The following is a 14,956-nucleotide window of genomic DNA, read 5'->3' as shown; positions in this document are numbered from 1 at the left end:
CTCCTCGGCGATTCATCCTGAAAGGAAAAAGGGTCAATGGCTGCCGGAATGACCGAAGCCGCCGGCGCCGCGCTGGCTCTCGTCGAAAGACTCGACCAGCTCGAAGTGCGCCTGCACCACCGGCACCAGCACCAGCTGGGCGATGCGTTCGCCAATGGCGATCTTGAATGCTGTCTGGCCGCGGTTCCAGCAGGAGACCATCAGTTCGCCCTGGTAGTCCGAGTCAATCAGGCCGACCAGGTTGCCCAGCACGATGCCGTGCTTGTGGCCCAGGCCCGAGCGCGGAAGGATCAGCGCAGCCAGGCCCGGATCGGCGACGTAAATGGACAGGCCGGTAGGGATCAGTACGGTCTGGCCCGGCTCGAGGACGCAGTCCTCCTGAAGCATGGCGCGCAGGTCGAGGCCGGCGGAACCGGGAGTTGCGTACTGCGGCAGCGGGAAGTCGCTGCCCAGGCGGGGATCGAGGATCTTGGCTTGCAGGGAATGCATTGAGTTCTCAGTGTTGATTGATGCGTTCGGCGATGAAGGCAATCAGCTGGCGGGCGATCTTGCCCTTGCTGGTCTGGGCGAACGCAGTCTTGTGCAATTCGCGGTCGATGACCGTGATGGCGTTCTCTTCACTATTGAAGCCGATGGACGGATTTGCGACGTCATTGGCGACGATCAGATCGAGATTCTTGTCCTTGAGCTTACGCGAGGCGTATTCGAGCAGGTTCTCGGTCTCCGCGGCGAAGCCGACGCTGAAGGGCCGGTCCTCGCGCAGCGAGAGGGTGGCGAGAATGTCGGGATTGCGCACCAGCTGCAAGAGCAGGCCGTCACCAGTGGTGGGGTCTTTCTTGAGTTTCTGCGTGGCGACCAGTTCCGGGCGGTAGTCGGCCACCGCGGCGGAAGCGATCAGGATGTCCGCCGGCATCGCCGCTTCGCAGGCGGCGAGCATGTCGCGGGCGCTGACCACGTCGACGCGGCTAACGCGGTCCGGGGTCGGCAGGTGCACCGGGCCGGTCACCAGGGTCACGCGGGCGCCGGCTTCGGCGGCCGCTTCGGCCAGGGCGAAGCCCATCTTCCCGGAGCTGTGGTTGGTGATGTAACGCACCGGGTCGATGTTTTCCTGGGTCGGCCCTGCGGTGATCAGGATGTGCTGGCCGGTCAGGGCCTTGAACTCGAAGCAGTCGGCGGCCAGTTGCGCCAGCTCTTCGGCCTCGAGCATGCGCCCCGGACCGACATCGCCGCAGGCCTGGCTGCCGGCGGCGGGGCCGAAGAAATGCAGGCCGCGGCTACGCAGTAGCTCGGCATTCACCTGAGTGGCCGGGTCGCGCCACATGGCCTGGTTCATTGCCGGCGCCAGGGCGACCTGGGCGTCGGTGGCGAGCACCAGGGTGGTCAGCAGGTCGTTGGCCACGCCCTGGGCCAGGCGCGCCATGAGGTCGGCGGTGGCGGGGGCGATCAGCACCAGATCGGCCCAGCGGGCCAGCTCGATATGCCCCATGGCCGCTTCGGCGGCGGGGTCGAGCAGATCCAGATGCACCGGATGGCCGGACAGGGCCTGGAGGGTGAGCGGGGTGATGAACTCGCGGCCGCCCTGGGTCATCACGACACGCACCTCGGCGCCCTGGTCGCGCAACCGGCGGACCAGTTCGGCGCTCTTGTAGGCGGCGATACCGCCGCCGACGCCCAGAACGATGCGTTTACGATAGAGCCGCTGCATAGGCCAGCCTTAAATACGGAAATGGATGACGCGCGCTGAAGCCGATGACGCCTCCCCAGGCCTCCGGCCGCGCGCAGCGAGGGGGCTAAGATAGCACAGCGCCTGCGCCGGAACAGCGGGCGGACCAGACCTGGGAGGTTGCGTGAGAATTCTCGATTGGCCGGCATCGGAGCGGCCCCGTGAGCGCTTGCTCGAACAGGGCGCGGCGAGTCTGAGTGACGCTGAGTTGCTGGCGATTTTCCTGCGCACCGGCGTGACCGGTTGCAGCGCCGTCGACCTGGCGCGCCGGCTGCTGGTGGAGTTCGGCAGCCTGCGGGCGCTGCTGGAGGCCGATCTCGAGGCGTTCTGCAGCCATCGCGGGCTGGGGCCGGCCAAGTTCACCCAGCTCCAGGCGGTGCTGGAGATGAGCCGCCGGCACCTGGCCGAGGACATGGATCGTGGCCCCGCCCTGGAAAGCCCGCAGGCGGTGCGCGACTTCCTCAAGGCACGGCTGCGCCACGAGCCTCATGAAGTGTTCGCCTGCCTGTTCATGGACAACCGCCACCGCATGCTGGACTTCGAGGTGCTGTTCCACGGCTCCATCGACAGCGCCAGCGTCTACCCGCGGCAGATCGTCAAGCGTGCCCTGGCGCACAACGCCGCCGCGCTGATCCTCGCGCACAACCATCCTTCGGGTATCTGCGAGCCGAGTCACTCCGACCGCCTGCTGACCCGGCGCATCATCGAGGCGCTGGCGCTGATCGACGTGCGCGTGCTCGATCACTTCATCGTCGGCGACGGCGAGCCGCAATCCATGGCCGAGCTGGGGATGCTCTAGCTCCGGCGCGCTACAACTGTACCTTCGAGTAATCCTGGCGGCCGAAGGGGTTCACCTGGTAGCCCTTCACATTCTGGCGGGTCAGCGCCGAGGCGGTCGGGTGCGCCAGGGGTAGCCACAGCGCCTGGTCGTGGATGATCTGCTGCGCCTGGTGATACAGCTCGCTGCGCTTGGCCTGGTCAGCCACAGCCTTACCCTGGCTGATCAGGCCGTCGAGCTTCTCGTCGCAGTAACGCGCGAAGTTCAGCCCGGACTTGACGCTGGCGCAGGAGAATTGCGGGGTGAGGAAGTTGTCCGGGTCGCCGTTGTCGCCGGCCCAGCCCATGAACAGCAGGTCGTGCTCGCCGGCCTTGGCGCGCCGGATCAGCTCGCCCCACTCGATCACGCGAATCTCGGCCTGGATGCCGATTTGTGCCAGGTCCGCCTGCAGCAGTTGCGCGCCGACGCTGGGGTTGGGGTTGAGCAGGCTGCCCGAAGGACGGGTCCAGATGGTGGTCTTGAAACCGTCCTTGTGCCCGGCTTCGGCCAGCAGCGCACGGGCCTTGTCCAGGTCCCGCGGGTAGCCGGGAATGTCCTTGGCGTAGCTCCAGGTGTTGGGCGGGTAGACGCCGTCGGCGGCGGTGGCGCTGCCGGCGAATACGCTCTTGAGGTAGCTGCCCTTGTCGAAGGCGAGGTTGATCGCCTGGCGCACCTTGGGATTATCCAATGGCGGGTGCTGGCTGTTGATGCCGACGAAGGCGGTCATGAAGGCCGGGGTCTGTTCGACCTTGAGCTCGGCGCTCTTCTGCGCGGCTTCGACGTCCAGCGGTTTGGGCGACAGGGCGATCTGGCATTCGCCGCGCTTGAGCTTCTGCAGGCGCACGCTGGCGTCCGGGGTGATGGCGAACACCAGGTTATCCACCGCCGGCTTGCCGCCGAAGTACTCGGCGTTGGCGGTGTAGCGCACCACGGCGTCCTTCTGGAAGCGCTTGAAGACGAAGGGGCCGGTGCCGATCGGCTGGGCGTTGAGCTTCTCCGGGGTGCCGGCCTTCATCAGCTGGTCGGCGTACTCGGCGGAGTAGATGGAGGCGAAGCCCATGCTGAGCATCGCCAGGAAGGTGGCGTCCGGGTGGTTGAGGCTGAAGCGCACGTGGTGCTCATCGACCTTGTCCACGGCCTTGACCAGGCTCGGCAGCTGCATTGACTGGGCGTGGGGGAAGCCGCTCTGCGCGACCTTGTGCCAAGGCTGGGCCGGGTCGAGCATGCGCTGGAAGCTGAACACCACGTCGTCGGCGCCCAGGTCGCGACTCGGCTTGAAGTAGTCGGTGTGGTGGAAGGCCACGCCGTCGCGCAACTGGAAGTCGTAGGTCAGGCCGTCGTCGGAGACCTTCCAGCTTTCGGCCAGGCTCGGCACCACTTCGCCGCGGGCGGCGTCGAAGTCCACCAGGCGGTTCATCAGCACGTCGGCCGAGGCGTTGGTGGTGGTCAGCGAGTTGTACTGGACCACGTCGAAGCCTTCAGGGCTGGCTTCGGTGCACACGCTCAGCGAGGCGGCGCTGGCGAGGGCAGGGGAAAGAAGGAGGGAAAGAAGGGCAAGACGCATGACGAACTCCGTGTGAGCTGGCAAGATGCCCATCCGCGAGGCTGGGCGGGTCATGCAAGGCTGTTGGCAGCCTCGAAGGAGCTACCCTAGACCAAGCCGCCGCCGGTCACAACGATGACAGGCGACGAACGGCACGGGTGCCGCGCCCCACGGGGGCTGGCGTCGAGTTTTCCGAGTCATGCTTTCCCTTGCAGCGCTGAGTGTCTTTCTGATATAAAGCTGCGCTCTTTTCTGGGGCCCTGCTCTGATCCTGCGACTCGATCGCGGCGAAGCGGCAGTTAAGACCCCGGTGAAACTGAGAATCCTATTGAGTTAAGCAGCCAACCCATGCCGGGTTTGGCATGTGGTTTACAGAGGGCTGAGCCATGTCGAGAGTTTGCCAAGTGACCGGTAAGGGTCCGGTTACCGGGAACAACATTTCCCACGCACACAACAAAACCCGCCGCCGTTTCCTGCCGAACCTGCAGCACCACCGTTTCTGGGTTGAATCCGAGAAGCGCTTCGTGCGTCTGCGCGTTTCCGCCAAAGGCATGCGTATCATCGACAAGCGTGGCATCGAGGCCGTTCTGAACGACCTGCGCGCCCGCGGCGAAAAATTCTAAGGAGCTGCAGTCATGCGCGAACTGATCCGTTTGGTGTCCAGCGCCGGTACCGGCCACTTCTACACCACCGACAAGAACAAGCGTACCAAGCCTGAGAAAATCGAGATCAAGAAGTACGATCCGGTTGTTCGCAAGCACGTGATCTACAAGGAAGCCAAGATCAAGTAATTGATCTTCGCCCTTGTGAAGAAACCCGCCCTTCGTGGCGGGTTTTTTCTTGCCTGCGATTTCCCCTGGCGAAGTTCGTGGACGAAAAAAAGCCCGCCGATCGGCGGGCTTTTTCGTGTGCGGGGCTCAGGCCTTCTGTTCGAAGATCACGTAGACCTTGCGGCAGGGCTCCAGCACTTCCCAGGTGCCGCTGAAGCCGGCCGGGATGACGAAGCGGTCGCCGACGCGCACGGTCTTGGCGCCGCCGTTGGCGTCGCGGATCACCGACACGCCCTGGAGAATCTCGCAGTACTCGTGCTCGGTGTAGCTGACGTTCCAGTGGCCCGGCTCGCCTTCCCAGATGCCCACGTTGAACTGACCGCAGTCGCTGGCGTAGTGGTTGCGCACGTTCTGCGCCGGGTCGCCCTTGATGATGCGGTCCGGGGCGGGGCGGTAGTGTTCGGGGGCGGTGGTGGCCTGGGCGAAATCGACGATCTGCTCGACGTTCATGGCGGTCTCGGTTCTTTAGAGTTGTTGGCGAGAGTGCGTGCGGGCACGCGCAGCGCTGTTGGATATTTACTCCGAAGCGGCTGTCGGAAAACCATCAGCCGACGAATCGGGGCAGTCTATGTTTAATAAAACGAACGTGACAAGGCCATTTGGCCGCTTAGTGTAAAAAATATTGAAAATTGGCAGCCTCCGGTTTAGGGTGGCCAACAGCATGCGTTTGCTCCGCCTTGCGGAATTTTTGACAGCGCGCCCGCCGGGCGCCTGCACCTGATAAGTACATTAATAAGAGGACACGTTGTCATGGGTACCCTCACTCGCGCCGATTGGGAAGCTCGCGCCAAGGACCTGAAGATCGAAGGCCGCGCCTTCATCAACGGTGAATACGTCGACGCCGCATCCGGCGCCACCTTCGATTGCCTCAGCCCCGTGGATGGCCGTTTCCTGGCCAAGGTCGCCAGCTGCGACCTGGCCGATGCCGAAAGTGCCGTGCAGGTCGCCCGTGCCGCCTTCGATTCCGGCTCCTGGTCGCGCCTGGCCCCGGCCAAGCGCAAGAAGGTCATGATCCGCTTCTCCGAGCTGCTGCTGGAGAACGCCGAGGAACTGGCCCTGCTGGAAACCCTCGACATGGGCAAGCCGATCAGCGACTCGCTGAGCATCGACGTGTCCAGCGCCGCCAACAGCCTGCGCTGGAGCGGTGAAGCGATCGACAAGATCTACGACGAAGTGGCCGCCACCGCCCACAACGAACTGGGCCTGGTTACCCGCGAGCCGGTCGGCGTTGTCGCTGCCATCGTGCCGTGGAACTTCCCGCTGCTGATGACCTGCTGGAAACTCGGCCCGGCGCTGTCCACCGGTAACTCGGTGATCCTCAAGCCTTCCGAGAAGTCCCCGCTGACCGGCATCCGTATCGCCCAGCTGGCCATCGAGGCCGGCATCCCGAAAGGCGTATTCAACGTCCTGCCGGGCTTCGGCCACACCGTCGGCAAGGCCCTGGCCCTGCACATGGACGTCGACACCCTGGTGTTCACCGGTTCGACCAAGATCGCCAAGCAACTGATGATCTACGCGGGCGAATCCAACATGAAGCGCGTCTGGCTGGAAGCCGGTGGCAAGAGCCCGAACATCGTCTTCGCCGATGCTCCGGACCTGAAAGCCGCTGCTGAAGCTGCCGCCAGCGCCATCGCCTTCAACCAGGGCGAAGTCTGCACCGCCGGCTCGCGCCTGCTGGTGGAGAAGTCGATCAAGGCCGAGTTCGTGCCGATGGTCGTCGAAGCCATCAAGGCCTGGAAGCCGGGCAACCCGCTGGACCCGGAAACCAACGTCGGTGCGCTGGTCGACACCACCCAGATGAACAACGTGCTGAGCTACATCCAGGCTGGCCACGACGACGGCGCCAAGCTGGTGGCCGGCGGCAAGCGCACTCTGGAAGAGACTGGCGGCACCTATGTCGAGCCGACCATCTTCGACGGCGTGACCAACGCCATGCGCATCGCCCGTGAAGAGATCTTCGGCCCGGTGCTGTCGGTCATCGAGTTCACCGATGCCGAAGAAGCCGTGCGCATCGCCAACGACACCCCGTACGGCCTGGCCGCCGCGGTGTGGACCAGCGATCTGTCCAAGGCTCACCTGACCGCCAAGGCACTGCGTGCCGGCAGCGTGTGGGTGAACCAGTACGACGGCGGCGACATGACCGCTCCGTTCGGTGGCTTCAAGCAGTCCGGCAACGGCCGCGACAAGTCGCTGCACGCGTTCGACAAGTACACCGAGCTCAAAGCCACCTGGATCAAACTCTAAGGTCGGTTCGGAGGGGCTGCGCGTCGGCCATGCTGCGTTGAGAGCGAATTTTGGCTGCTCATTTACGAGAGTAAACTCCGCGCCAAAATTCGCTCTCGCCTTGCCTGGCTCTAGCTCGAGCCCTCCGTGGCGAACTTAGCGATTCAGGCTGGTACAGGTCGGCCCCGAGTCTGGGGCCGGCTCTGACAAAGAGCCACACCCGCGGCCGGGTTTCCCTCAGGGAAGCCCGGCCGCTGTGCATTGCGCATCGGGCACCCCTCGCGCCTGGCGTGCGCTCCGGATGGAACGGGAGAAAGACAATGCGTTGGGGACCGTATTTCGCTGTGTGTGCTGCCGTCATCAGCATCGGTCTGGCCCTGGGCCTGACCATGCCGCTGGTCTCGTTGCGCCTGGAAGGCTGGGGCTATGGCAACTTCGCCATCGGCGTCATGGCGTCCACGCCGGCCGTGGGTGTGCTGCTGGGCGCGATGATTGCCGGGCGCCTCGCGGCGCGGGTCGGCACGCCACGGCTGATGCGCCTGTGCCTGCTGTCCGGAGCCTTCTCGGTCGGCCTGCTGGCGCTGTTGCAGAGCTACCCGATCTGGTTGTTCCTGCGCCTGCTGATCGGGGTGCAACTGACTGTCGTGTTTATCCTCGGAGAAAGCTGGATCAACCAGCTGGCCATCGAGAAATGGCGCGGCCGCCTGGTCGCCCTGTATGGCACCGGCTATGCACTGAGCCAGCTGTCCGGCCCGGTGCTGCTGACCTTCATCGGCACCGCCGACAACCGCGGCTTCTGGTTCAGCGTCTGCCTGCTGGTGGGCGGCTCCCTGCTGCTGCTCGGCCGTACCGGCGCGCCCAGGGTCGACCCGCACAGCGCCAGCGGGCGCGGGCTGTTCGCCTTCTGCGGCCAGCTCCCGGCGATCGCCTGGGCGGTGGTGCTGTTCGCCGGCTTCGAGGCGATGATCCTCACCCTGCTGCCGGTCTACGGCATCCAGCAGGGCTTCACCCAGGCGGTAGCGCTGGCGATGGTCAGCACGGTGGTGGTCGGCGATGCGCTGCTGCAGCTGCCCATCGGCTGGCTGGCCGATCGCATCTCGCGGCAGACGCTGTTCAAGGGCTGCGGCATCGTGCTGTGCCTCAGCAGCCTGGCCATGCCGCCACTGCTTCACCACATCGCCATCTGGCCGGTGCTGGTGCTGTTCGGCGCCAGTGCGGGCGGGCTGTTCACCCTGTCGTTGATCCTCATCGGCGAGCGCTACCGCGACGACGCGCTGGTCCGTGCCAACGCGCACATCGCCCAGCTCTGGGGCATCGGTTGCCTGATCGGTCCGTTGGCAACGGGAGCGGCCAGCCAGTGGATCAGCGGCCACGCGCTGCCGCTGGTGATGGCGCTGGGGGCGGTAGGCTTCGTGATCCTGGTGAGCCTGCGCGGATTGCCGCCGGTGATGCGTTCGACCGACGCGCAGCTGCAGCAGGAGCGCTCCTAGAGCATCTTCTCCAGCCCGATGGCGCCGGCGATCCATGCGTTGAGCCGGCGCCAGGCGTTGCCCGGCTCACGGTCCAGCGCCACCAGCTTGCCGCCGCGCTCTTCGATCCAGACCAGCTTCGGCGGGTCGCTGTGCGGTGCGACCTTCACCTGGTAGCTGACGCTCGGCGACATGCTCGCCAGCGCCAGGCGGCGTACCTGGTCGGCCAGCTCCGGGCTGTCGACGATGATGCCGACCTCGGTGTTCCACAGCACCGAGCGCGGATCGAAATTCAGCGAGCCGACAAACACCTTCCGCTGGTCGAACACCGCTGCCTTGCTGTGCAGGCTGGCGCTGCTCGACCCACGTACCATCCACGGTGCGCCGGACAGGCGCTGGTCCGGATCGGCGCGTAGCTCGTAGAGCTTCACCCCGTGCTCCAGCAGCTCCAATCGATAGGGCGCATAGCCCGCGTGCACGGCCGGCACATCAGTCGCCTCCAGTGAATTGGTCAGCAGGCGCACGCTGACGCCGCTGTCGGCGCGCTGGGTCAGGTAGTCGACACCGGCGCTGGTCGGTACGAAGTAGGCCGAGACCAGGATCAGTTCCTTCGACACCCCGTCGAACAGCGGCTGCAGTTGAGTGCTGAGCAGGTACTCGCCCTTCGGATCGCCGTGGTCGAGGACTTTCAGGGGGGTGTCCCAGACTGCCTTGCCCGGCGCCCAGACCAGTTCGTCCAGCCAGTTCTGCAGGTGCGGGCGGTCGCTGTTGCGGTTGAGCCGGGCGATGTAGCTGGAGCTCTTCACCCGCTCCTTCGCCAGGTAGTGGTCCAGCTTGCGGCGCATGCGGTTGAGCTCGTCGAGGTCCGGGTCGCCCCACAGGTAGTCCTCGATGGGCCGGCTGATGCGGCTGTTCCAGTACTGGTCGAAGCTCTGCCCCAGCGACTGCGCCACCGGGCCGACGCCCATCAGGTCGAGGTCGCTGAAGTTCATCTCGGCCTTGGCGTCGAAGTACTCGTCGCCCAGGTTGCGGCCGCCGACGATGGCCACGCTGTTGTCCGCCAGCAGCAGCTTGTTGTGCATCCGCCGGTGCTGTTCGGAGAGGTTGAACAGCCGCCCCAGGTTGCGCGTGACACCGGTGCTGCGGCCCAGGTGCAGCGGGTTGAAAAGGCGGACCTGGATGTTCGGGTGGGCGGCGAGGGTGCCCAGTTCGTAGTCCCAGCCGTCGCTGCTGGTGTCGTCGATCAGGATGCGCACGCGCACACCACGGTCCGCCGCGTGCAGCAGCTCGCGGATCAGCGCGCGGGTGGTGAGGCCGTCGTGGACGATGTAGTACTGCACGTCGAGGCTGCGCTGGGCCTTGCGGATCAGCTCGGCGCGGGCGAGGAAGGCATCGACGCTGGAGGCCAGCAGGTGGAAGCCGGATTGCCCCGGATGGGCGGCGGCCTGTTCGCTGATCTGGTTGTCCAGCCGGGTGCCCTGCACCGGCAGCACGTGCGAAGGCTCGGGCGGCGGCGCGCTGGCGCAGCCACCCAGGGCCAGCAGGATCAGCAGGAGCAGGCGTGGAAGCAAAGAGGAGTCTCCGACAAGCCCGCCGGTGACGGGCTGCGGAAGATTCTAGCCGGTGGATCGCGCAGGCGGTCAGCCGCCGAGGGTTTCCTTGAATCGGTACCAGGCCATCCCTAAGGCCAGCAGCGGCGAGCGCAGCAGCTTGCCGCCGGGGAAGGTGATGTGCGGCACCTTGGCGAACAGCTCGAAGCCGCTGCCCTGCTGGGCGGTGATGGCTTCGGCGAGCAGCCTGCCGGCCAGGTGCGTGGCGTTCACCCCGTGGCCGGCGTAGGCCTGGGCGAAATACACATTGGGCTGGTCAGGCAGGCGGCCGATCTGCGGCAGGCGGTTGGCGCCGATGCCGATCATGCCGCCCCACTGGTAGTCGATGCGCACGTTTTCCAGGTGCGGGAACACCTTGAGCATCTTCGGTCGCATGTAGGCGGCGATGTCCGCCGGGTCGCGCCCGGAGTAGTGGCAGGCACCGCCGAACAGCAGGCGGTTGTCGGCGGAGAGCCGGTAGTAGTCCAGCGCCACGCGCTGGTCGCACACCGCCATGTTTTGCGGCAGCAGGGCGTGGGCCCGCTCGGCGGACAGCGGCTCGGTGGCGATCACGTAGCTGCCGGCAGGCAGTACCTTGCCGTCGAGATAATGGTTCAGGCCGTTCTGGTAGGCATTGCAGGCGATTACCAGGGACTTGGCGCGCACGCTGCCCTGGGCGGTGCGCACGCGCACTTCGCTGCCGTAGTCGATGCCGGTGACGGCGGAGTGCTCGAACAGCTTCACGCCCAGGCTCTGTGCCGCGGCGGCTTCGCCCAGAGCGAGGTTGAGCGGGTGCAGGTGGCCCGAGCCCATGTCTACCATGCCGCCGACGTACTGGTCGGAGCCTACGATGGAGCGCATCTGATCCTGCGGGATCATGCGCAGTTCGTGGCGGTAGCCGAGGCTTTTCAGCTCGTCGAAGTCTTCCTGGAAGCCTTCGACGTCCGAGGGCTTGTTGGCCAGGTCGCAGTAGCCCCAGGTCAGGTCGCAGTCGATGGCGTATTTTTCGACGCGCTGGCGGACGATCTCCACCGCTTCCAGGCCCATCAGCTTCATCGCGTGGACGCCGTCGGCGCCCACCACCGGCTCGAACTGTTCCAGGCCGTGGCCGACGCCGCGGATCAACTGGCCACCGTTGCGACCGCTGGCACCCCAGCCGATCTGATGCGCTTCCAGCAAGATCACCGAGAGCCCGCGCTCCGCCAGTTCAATGGCCGTGTTCAGCCCGGAGAAGCCACCGCCGATGACGCATACATCGGCCTTTTCCTCGCCCGCCAGGGGCGGTACTTCGAGGCGGCGATTGACGCTCGCGGCGTAGTAGGACGGGGCGTGGCGGTCGGTGTGCACCGGCTGGTGAACGCGGGCGTTCATGTGCGATATCCTGATTTTTGTGTTGTTAAAATTTTACGCAGGATAAACGCCGACTTCCCGCCCAGCCAATAGCTGCACGGGAAAAAACGCCGGGAAGTCGTAAATAGATCTTTTGAGATTGCCGCGAACGGCGGGGAATCAGACCGCTTTTCAGTCCGGGATGGGCAGGGTGAGGCTTTCCTTCACCTCTTCCATCACGATGTAGCTCTTGGATTCGCGAACGTGGGGCAGCTTGAGCAGGATGTCGCCCAGCAGCTTGCGGTAGGAGGCCATCTCCGAAATGCGCGCCTTTACCAGGTAGTCGAAGTGGCCCGACACCAGGTGGCACTCCAGCACGTGGGGCAGCTTGAGCACCGAACGGCGGAAGTCCTCGAAGGTGTCGCCGGACTTGTAGTCCAGGCTGATCTCGACGAACACCAGCAGGCTGGCCTTGAGGTACTGCGGGTTCAGCCGGGCGTTGTAGCCCATGATGATCCCCTCGCGCTCCAGCCGGCGCACGCGCTCGGTGCACGGCGTGGTGGAGAGGCCGACGCGCTCGCCCAGTTCGGTGAAGGAGATGCGACCTTCCTCCTGCAGGATACGCAGGATGTTGCGGTCGATCTTGTCCAGTTCGCGGCGGCTTTGATGCTGGGTTCTCATGGGTATGACTCTGAAGTCGAGCGATGAGCTTTGGGGGAATGTCGGCAATATAGTCGGTTGTGCAGGGAATATCACTGGCATCCCTTGAACTTCCCGCGCCGGACGGCCAGCCTGTAGGCCAAGGCTTTGCCCCTGTCGGGCGAAGCCGGCCGCTTTCTGCCGAGGCTTTCGTATGTCGCTGCCCCGTCTGCGCACCGTTCTCCTGCTGCTGTTGCTGCTTCTGGCAATGGCGGCCGGCGCGGCGTGGCTGGCGGTTCCGCGCCTGCTGGGGAATGCCGGAGTCAGTGTCGAGCAGTGGCAGGGGCTGGGCATTTCCCGCGAGGGCCTGACGCTGCAGCGCCTGGCCCTGCAGCGGCAGACGCCGGATGGCTCACGACTGGCGATCCAGCTGCAGGACCTGAGTGTCGGCTGGCCCGAGCATGAAGACGGACGCTGGCGCCTGAAGGAGCTGGCTGCCCGCAGCATCGATATCCGCCAGTGGCCGGGGCAGGGCGCGCCGGAAGAAGATGCCGGGCTGCCGGATATCACCCAGCTTAACCGCTGGCTGGCTCTGCTGCCCGGGCGGCTGGCGCTGGAGCGCGTCGCCGTCGAATTGCCCTGCGCCCGCGAGCAACGCTGTACGCTCAATGGCAGCGCGCACTGGCAGCAGATCCAGGGCGGTGCCGCGGCACTGGGCGGCGAGCTACGCCAGGGCGGACAGCAACTGGCATTCAACGGCCTGCTGCAACCGGGCGACGGCCAGTGGCGCCTGCAACTGGACAGCTACCTGGACAACGAGCCGCTGCTTTCCCTGGATTCCAGCTGGGCGCCGGCCAGCCGCCAGCTCAGCGGCAGCATTGCCAGCCCCGCCGTGCCACCGGTGCAGGCGGTGCGCAATTGGTTGGGCATGTGGTTGCCGACACCGAACCTGCCGTTGCCGATCCCCGAGGCCGGGCGTCTGCGCCTGAGCTGGGACACCCAGCTGGCCGGCGACGCCGCCTGGCCGGACTGGCCGGGCCTGCGTGATGGACGCGGCAGTATCGACCTGTCCCTGCAGCTACCGCAGCCCTGGCCGCTGCCGGGCGCGGGCAACCTGCAGGGCGACCTGAGGTTGATCGCCAGCGCGACCGATAGCGGCTGGCGCCCTTCGGTGGTCAGCGGTGATCTGCGCCTGTCCGATCTTTACGGCGACTGGTTGCAGGCGCTGCCGGTCGGCCTGCGCCCGGCACGCCTGACGTTGCATCTGGAGCCCGGCGTGGAAGAAGAGGTGGGCAGCGTGCGCGCCGACCTGCGCGCCGTGGGTGCCGCCGACCTGCGCCTGCGCTCCCGCGTGGCCCTGCTGGAGGCGACCCCGCTGGCGCTGCAACTTAGCGATTCGCGGCTGGAAGGGAAGGTCCCGCACCTGGAAATGGCCGGCCTGCGCGGCGACAACAGCCGACTCGACCTGAGCTTCGACGGTCGGATCGATCAACAGTCGGCGAGTTTCAACCTGGCCGACGGCGCGCAGTTGCAGGTCGGCACGCTGACCGGCCCGCAGTCGCTGAAGGCCAGCAAGCTCGCCGCCACGCTGGGTAAAGCCACGCTGAGCCTGGGCTACGCCAGTGACACGCCGGCCACCCTGCAATTCAACGCCTCGCTGAAACTGGCCGTAGGCGAGTTGCGCCAGTCCCATGTCAAACCGCTGTCCTGGAATGCCATGGGCACACTGGCGGCGAGCCTCGAAGCCCAGCAGTTCAAGGGCCGGCTGCTCAACAGCGGTGGCCTGAATGCGGAGGTCGAGCTGAGCCACTCGATGAAGCAGGGTGTTGCCCTGGTCGCGCGGCAGCCGGAGTTCTTCCTGCGCACCGGCAACCCGCTGGAGAAGTCCCTGGGCGACTGGCCGGGCCTGCTCAGCCTGAACAACGGCAAGGCGAGCTTCGACCTGAACTGGCGCCTGCCGCCGGGCGCCGCGACGCAGAGCCTCGACCTGAACCTGCGCGGCAGCGGGCTGGAGGGCGTCTACGATCGCAGCGAGGTGCATGGCCTCGACCTGCAGGCGAAGTTCGCCCTGAAGGGCTCGCAGATGGCGCTGCATCTGCCGCAGGTAAAAGTCGCCACGCTGAACCCCGGCGTCACCCTCGGCCCGCTGTCCCTGCAGGGTAATTACAAGGCCTCGCTGGCGGCGCCCCTGGCGGGCCGGGTCGACTGGCAGCAGGCGGAGCTGGGACTGTTCAAGGGGCGCGCCTGGTTGCCGGCCGGGGCCGTGGATCTTTCTGCGCTGGGGCAGGGTCTTACCCTGAAGCTGGAAGGTCTGGCGCTGGAGGCGATCCTCGCGGCCTATCCGGCGGAGGGCCTTTCCGGCAACGGCATCATCGACGGCAACCTGCCGCTGGGTCTACACGAGGGCAAGCTGGTGATCCGCAATGGCGAAGTGGCCGCGCGGCAACCCGGCGTGCTGCAGTTCCGTTCGCCGAAGATCCAGTCGCTGGGCCAGAGCAACCCGGCCATGCAGCTGGTGGCCACCGCCATCGACGATTTCCGCTACGACAAGCTGAGCAGCCGCGTGGATTATGATGAATCCGGCAAGCTGCTCCTCGCCCTGAGCCTGAGCGGGCGCAATCCCGAGCTGGAGCAGGGGCGGCCGATCAACCTCAACGTCAATCTGGAGGAGAACGTGCCCAAGCTGCTCACCAGCCTGCAACTGAGCGACCGGGTCAGTGACACCATCCGCAAGCGCGTGCAGGAACGCCTGCGCAACGACCCGGCCGCCGCGCCATGACCGCAAGGAGATCCT

The 14,956-nt window shown here is 65.9% G+C and carries 13 protein-coding genes; 6 read left to right on the top strand and 7 right to left on the bottom strand.

Going from position 1 to position 14,956, the window contains the following annotated elements; genetic code table 11:
• Window positions 1–33: 33 nt before the first annotated feature.
• On the bottom strand, window positions 34–489 hold the full coding sequence (gene dut, locus IB275_RS29660; protein ID WP_045217694.1) for a dUTP diphosphatase: 456 nt from the start codon (window positions 487–489) through the stop codon (window positions 34–36).
• A gap of 7 nt (window positions 490–496) precedes the next feature.
• Window positions 497–1,705, bottom strand: coding sequence for a bifunctional phosphopantothenoylcysteine decarboxylase/phosphopantothenate--cysteine ligase CoaBC (gene coaBC, locus IB275_RS29655; RefSeq protein ID WP_045217692.1), 1,209 nt, complete (start codon window positions 1,703–1,705; stop codon window positions 497–499).
• 142 nt (window positions 1,706–1,847) lie between these two features.
• Between coaBC and radC the strand changes: the two genes are divergently transcribed.
• Complete coding sequence (gene radC / locus IB275_RS29650) at window positions 1,848–2,522, top strand: RadC family protein (protein WP_192293580.1); 675 nt, start codon at window positions 1,848–1,850, stop codon at window positions 2,520–2,522.
• Window positions 2,523–2,532: 10 nt separating this feature from the next.
• Here the strand turns inward: radC and IB275_RS29645 are convergent, their stop codons facing one another.
• Window positions 2,533–4,104: an ABC transporter substrate-binding protein gene (locus IB275_RS29645; RefSeq protein WP_192293578.1), complete on the bottom strand. Its 1,572-nt coding sequence runs from the start codon at window positions 4,102–4,104 to the stop codon at window positions 2,533–2,535.
• Between the two features lie 365 nt (window positions 4,105–4,469).
• Between IB275_RS29645 and rpmB the strand changes: the two genes are divergently transcribed.
• Window positions 4,470–4,706: a 50S ribosomal protein L28 gene (gene rpmB / locus IB275_RS29640; RefSeq protein WP_009614118.1), complete on the top strand. Its 237-nt coding sequence runs from the start codon at window positions 4,470–4,472 to the stop codon at window positions 4,704–4,706.
• 12 nt (window positions 4,707–4,718) lie between these two features.
• The gene (gene rpmG / locus IB275_RS29635) at window positions 4,719–4,874 is read left to right on the top strand and encodes a 50S ribosomal protein L33 (RefSeq protein ID WP_017520721.1); all 156 of its coding nucleotides are present in this window, start codon (window positions 4,719–4,721) and stop codon (window positions 4,872–4,874) included.
• Window positions 4,875–5,000: 126 nt separating this feature from the next.
• Here rpmG and IB275_RS29630 read toward each other — a convergent pair whose 3' ends face one another.
• Window positions 5,001–5,363: a cupin domain-containing protein gene (locus tag IB275_RS29630; protein WP_024762072.1), complete on the bottom strand. Its 363-nt coding sequence runs from the start codon at window positions 5,361–5,363 to the stop codon at window positions 5,001–5,003.
• A 300-nt stretch (window positions 5,364–5,663) separates the two neighbouring features.
• Here IB275_RS29630 and IB275_RS29625 point away from each other — a divergent pair, with 300 nt between their 5' ends.
• Together IB275_RS29625 and IB275_RS29620 are read left to right on the top strand one after the other, a co-directional pair.
• Window positions 5,664–7,157: an aldehyde dehydrogenase gene (locus IB275_RS29625; RefSeq protein WP_192293576.1), complete on the top strand. Its 1,494-nt coding sequence runs from the start codon at window positions 5,664–5,666 to the stop codon at window positions 7,155–7,157.
• Between the two features lie 299 nt (window positions 7,158–7,456).
• Window positions 7,457–8,626 carry an MFS transporter gene (locus tag IB275_RS29620; RefSeq protein ID WP_192293574.1) on the top strand — a complete coding sequence of 390 codons (1,170 nt, stop codon included), beginning with the start codon at window positions 7,457–7,459 and terminating at the stop codon, window positions 8,624–8,626.
• On the opposite strand, the gene IB275_RS29615 is transcribed toward IB275_RS29620, so the two are convergent.
• The 3 genes from IB275_RS29615 to dadR form a co-directional block, all read right to left on the bottom strand.
• On the bottom strand, window positions 8,623–10,176 hold the full coding sequence (locus IB275_RS29615) for a phospholipase D family protein (RefSeq protein WP_192293572.1): 1,554 nt from the start codon (window positions 10,174–10,176) through the stop codon (window positions 8,623–8,625). The two genes, IB275_RS29620 and IB275_RS29615, sit on opposite strands and share 4 nt — an antisense overlap.
• 69 nt (window positions 10,177–10,245) lie before the next feature.
• The gene (locus IB275_RS29610) at window positions 10,246–11,565 is read right to left on the bottom strand and encodes an NAD(P)/FAD-dependent oxidoreductase (RefSeq protein WP_192293570.1); all 1,320 of its coding nucleotides are present in this window, start codon (window positions 11,563–11,565) and stop codon (window positions 10,246–10,248) included.
• A 150-nt stretch (window positions 11,566–11,715) separates the two neighbouring features.
• Window positions 11,716–12,204, bottom strand: a complete 489-nt coding sequence (dadR, locus tag IB275_RS29605; RefSeq protein WP_015479539.1) for a transcriptional regulator DadR — start codon at window positions 12,202–12,204, stop codon at window positions 11,716–11,718.
• 172 nt (window positions 12,205–12,376) lie between these two features.
• Between dadR and IB275_RS29600 the strand changes: the two genes are divergently transcribed.
• Entirely contained in the window at window positions 12,377–14,941 is a 2,565-nt protein-coding gene (locus IB275_RS29600) for an intermembrane phospholipid transport protein YdbH family protein (protein WP_192293567.1), read from the top strand.
• The last annotated feature ends 15 nt before the right edge of the window (window positions 14,942–14,956 follow it).

The sequence above is a fragment of the Pseudomonas sp. PDM21 genome (assembly GCF_014852505.2).
Taxonomy (GTDB): Bacteria; Pseudomonadota; Gammaproteobacteria; order Pseudomonadales; family Pseudomonadaceae; genus Pseudomonas.
Note: the sequence above shows the minus strand (reverse complement) of the source record. Positions and strands in the feature narration are given on the sequence as shown.